The following is a 4205-nucleotide window of genomic DNA, read 5'->3' on the forward strand; positions in this document are numbered from 1 at the left end:
TAAACTGTGTGCGCATTATCTATAGTTCTGTATAGCAGGTCAAGAGTTCAAAACCATTAAACTCCACCAAATGAACAAATAAGATTCAGATCATCATTATTTGTTCATTTTTTAGCAAATCCGAACTTTAAACAATTGATCAACCAAAGAAATATATTAGAGATCTAATACTAGTTTTTTTCCTTTTGCTCTTGATACACAAATCATCATGCTCTTTTGTGAAGCCTTTTCTGCATCACTTAAGTATTGATCGAAGTGCTCTGCTTCACCTTCTAAAATGGCAGTTTCACATGTACCGCAAACCCCTTCTCGGCACAAACATTCCACATCAATATTTAATGTTTCGATGGCTTGTAAAATTGTCTGATTACTTTGTACTTCAATTTCCTGATTGGACTTAGCAAGTACCACCGTAAACGCTTCACCATCCTCAGGAACTGTTGAAGCAAATTGTTCCCAGTGGATATATTCATCGCGGTAACGATGCTTATTACAGCAATCAATCACAGCATCAATCATAGGTTTCGGTCCACAGACATAGACATGTGTACCTTTAGGTTGTGATGAAATCAGTTCATCCAAATTTAATGCGCAACCTTCTGAGTCAACATAACTAAACACATGCTCAGCATGTTTCTGTTTTAAATCATCTAACAAAGCCGCGTGTTCAGGTGAACGGTAGGCATAATGTAGCTCAAATTCAGCACCGCGTGCTGCAAGCTCATCCATTTGTGGCAAGAATGGTGTAATGCCAATACCACCTGCAATTAAAATATGTTTATTGCCTGTTTCAGCTAATGGAAATAAATTTTTTGGTTCTGAAATCTGAATTTCACAGCCTTCATTACATTGATCATGCATGAAAACCGAGCCGCCCTTACCTTCCACGTCTTTACGAACACAAACTTGGTAAGTCGATAAATCTTGCGTACAACTCATCAATGAATACGCATTGGAAAGCTGTTCATTCATTTTGACAATAATATGGCTTCCCCCACTAAATCGAGGAAAGTTCTGCCCATCTTGACGTTTGAACGTGAACCGTTTGATTAAAGGGGTTAGCTGTTCCACATGAGTAACAACTGCCGGGAACATTTCATAATGACTAGCCATATTAGAATCCTTCTTTTACCGCATATTCTTGTTGTTAGGGCTTATCCTTAAAGCCCTAAACACATATATTTAATGGTCATGAACTCTTCAAGACCATACTTTGAGCCTTCACGCCCAACACCTGATTGCTTCACACCGCCGAATGGTACAACTTCATTTGAAATTGCTGTGGCATTCATACCGACCATTCCATATTCAAGCTGTTCTGACACTCGCCATAAACGTGAAATATTTTCGCTATAAACATAAGCAGCCAAACCAAAAATGGTGTCATTGGCTTGAGCAACAACATCTGCTTCATCTGTAAAGCGAATGAGCGGCGCAACTGGACCAAAAATTTCTTCTTGGACAATTTCCATTGTACGGTCTACGTTCGTTAGAACCGATGGCTCATAAAAGGTTTGTCCTAAAGCATGTTGTTTACCGCCACAAGCAACTTTAGCTCCTTTACTTACCGCATCATCAATCAACTGCTGTGCTTTTAACACTGCTTTTTCATTAATTAATGGGCCAATTTGCACGCAATCTTCAAGCCCATTACCAACTTTAAACTTTTGTACTTCTTGAACAAACTTCTCGGCAAAAGCTTGATAAATATTGTCGTGTACATAAATGCGGTTAGCACAAACACAGGTCTGGCCTGCATTACGGAACTTGGCAAAAATCGCACCTTGTACAGCTTTATCTAAATCGGCGTCATTAAACACAATCAGAGGAGCATTTCCACCTAACTCAAGCGCCAATTTTTTAATGGTACTTGAGCACTGCTGCATCAATAAACGCCCTACTGGAGTTGAGCCCGTAAAGGTCAATTTTTTCACTTTCTCATGTGAAGTAAATACCGAACCAATTTCTTGTGATTTACCTGTAACGACGTTAATCACACCAGCCGGAATACCTGCTTTTTCTGCAAGCTTCGCAATCGCTAAAGCACAATAAGGCGTTTCATTCGCTGGCTTAATGACAACCGTACATCCAGCTGCTAAAGCTGGTGCTGCTTTACGAGTAATCATGGCGATTGGGAAATTCCACGGCGTAATGGCAGCCACTACACCCACAGGTTCTTTACTAATAATAAAACGCTGCTGGTTATTTACGGTTGGAATCACATCACCATAAATACGTTTGCCTTCTTCGGCAAACCATTGAATAAATGAGGCAGCATAACGCACCTCACCTTTCGCTTCTGCCAAAGGTTTTCCTTGTTCAATGGTCATGATTAAAGCAAGTTCATCGATATGATCGAGAACCAGTTTGTACCAAGCTAATAAAATATCTGCACGGTTTTGAGCAGTTAAAGCTTTCCAACTTTGCAAAGCTATATAAGCAGCCTCAACCGCTTGTGTCGCCTCGACCGCTCCCATATTGGGAATTGTGCCAATTTCTTCGCCCGTTGCTGGGTTAATCACTGGAACCGTTGCATTTGACTGTGCAGCTAGCCATTGCCCGTTAATATAGGCTTGTTGCTGAAATAATTCAGTGCTTTGTAAACTCGACATATCATCTTCCTAACTGAAGAATCAGGTGTAAGTCATCTTTACACCTGAATAAATCCATTTGTTTTATTTGTGATGCTGCGCTACAAGATGTTGGAAGTAAGCAATACCATGTTCACTAATTCCTGAACGTTGCTTGTCAGTCATAATACGGCCTTGACCACGATAACCACGTGATTTCAAACCACGTTGTACGCTTTCGACCAAGTTCAAGTCTTCAGGACGGAATACATTGCGATACCACTCAATCAAGTCTTTCTGATCTTGAGTGAGTTCTTCGTTCGTGAAGTAAATATCGTAATGCTGCAAAGTCGTTTCTGCATCTACTGGGAACTCGTAGATCACAGTCATGAAGTTGCTGCCTGGTGGTACGTTGAACATGGTACAAGGCCAAGTCCAGAAACCATGAAATTCAGGATCTGTTATTGATGGATCAAGCTTGAATGACTTTTCTGATGAACGCGCAAAACCATACTGTAAAGTCCAGTTTTGATGTGTGGTATGCCAATATTTATCAACTTGTACCGAATCGGCAAAACCAGGATGTGCAGGCCCACAGTGATAGCACTCTAGATAGTTATCAACAATCACTTTCCAGTTTGCTGGCGTTTCTGTCACAAAACGTGCCGCCAGTTTCAGATCTTTAATCACGCTACATGCTTGATTTAAACGCTCAGCAAATTCTGGAAGTTGGTCTTCTACGCATGTCGCATTTTCATCCATATTAATGAAAACAAAGCCAGCATATTCCTCAACTTTTAAAGGCACCATGCTTGAGTTTTCTTTATCGAAAGATTCAACATGGTCACAGTTACGTGCCAAAGCTAAACTACCATCTAGCTTAAAAGTCCAAGCATGGTATGGGCAGGTAATTACATTTTTTGCTTTACCACTGCCACTTAAAAGTTCGTGACCACGGTGTGGACATACATTATAAAAAGCTCGTAAAACGCTATCTTTACCGCGAATGATGACAATATTTTCACCAATTACTTTACGGGTAATATAGTCATTCGGCTGTGCTAACTCACTACCATGTGCAACACAAATCCAGCTTTTAGCAAAGATCGCTTCTTTCTCATGCTCAAAAACTTGCGATGAAGTATAGAAAACTTTAGGAAAAGTCCATGCAACATCTGGGTTTGCACAAAAATCTTCAGGTAATTTTTCAACTGCATTCATGTTATTACTCCATTAAATTCTTTTCGTCCAAATGACTCGATATTAAATTGATGTCTTTTCGACACTGCCAAACATGCGACGTATCGCACTCAGCATGTTTTGATATAACTGTTGAACTTCTGGGCAGTCACGCATGAGACGTAAACTGCCATGTAATAAACCTTTGCCTAAATGGAACTCACTCGAAATTCCTGCTTGTTCCAATTTTTGGGTAAAGAAATAGCCGTCATCACTTAAAGGGTCATACTCTGCAACTGCCACAAAACTTGTAGGCATATCTGAAAAATCAGTTGCCAATAAAGGCGCTAGACGTAAATCCTGCCAATCTTGAGAGTTCGGAGCATATTCCTTTAAATAAAAATGCATATCTTCGGTTGTTAATAACGGCGCATGGGCATGCTTTTGTGCGGCTGG

The 4205-nt window shown here is 40.3% G+C and carries 4 protein-coding genes; all 4 read right to left on the minus strand.

What is annotated here, in order from left to right:
• Positions 1-156: 156 nt before the first annotated feature.
• Positions 157-1113: a carnitine monooxygenase, reductase subunit CntB gene (gene cntB, locus UC75_RS15920; RefSeq protein WP_049838151.1), complete on the minus strand. Its 957-nt coding sequence runs from the start codon at positions 1111-1113 to the stop codon at positions 157-159.
• A 47-nt stretch (positions 1114-1160) separates the two neighbouring features.
• Positions 1161-2612 carry an NAD-dependent succinate-semialdehyde dehydrogenase gene (locus UC75_RS15925; RefSeq protein WP_049838152.1) on the minus strand — a complete coding sequence of 484 codons (1452 nt, stop codon included), beginning with the start codon at positions 2610-2612 and terminating at the stop codon, positions 1161-1163.
• A gap of 63 nt (positions 2613-2675) precedes the next feature.
• Complete coding sequence (gene cntA / locus UC75_RS15930; protein WP_005303109.1) at positions 2676-3791, minus strand: carnitine monooxygenase subunit alpha; 1116 nt, start codon at positions 3789-3791, stop codon at positions 2676-2678.
• Between the two features lie 42 nt (positions 3792-3833).
• The coding region (locus UC75_RS22030; RefSeq protein WP_228137435.1) for an alpha/beta hydrolase fold domain-containing protein at positions 3834-4205 on the minus strand (372 nt) is incomplete at its 5' end.

The sequence above is a fragment of the Acinetobacter sp. V2 genome (genome assembly GCF_001188385.1).
Classification (GTDB): Bacteria; Pseudomonadota; Gammaproteobacteria; order Pseudomonadales; family Moraxellaceae; genus Acinetobacter; species Acinetobacter oleivorans.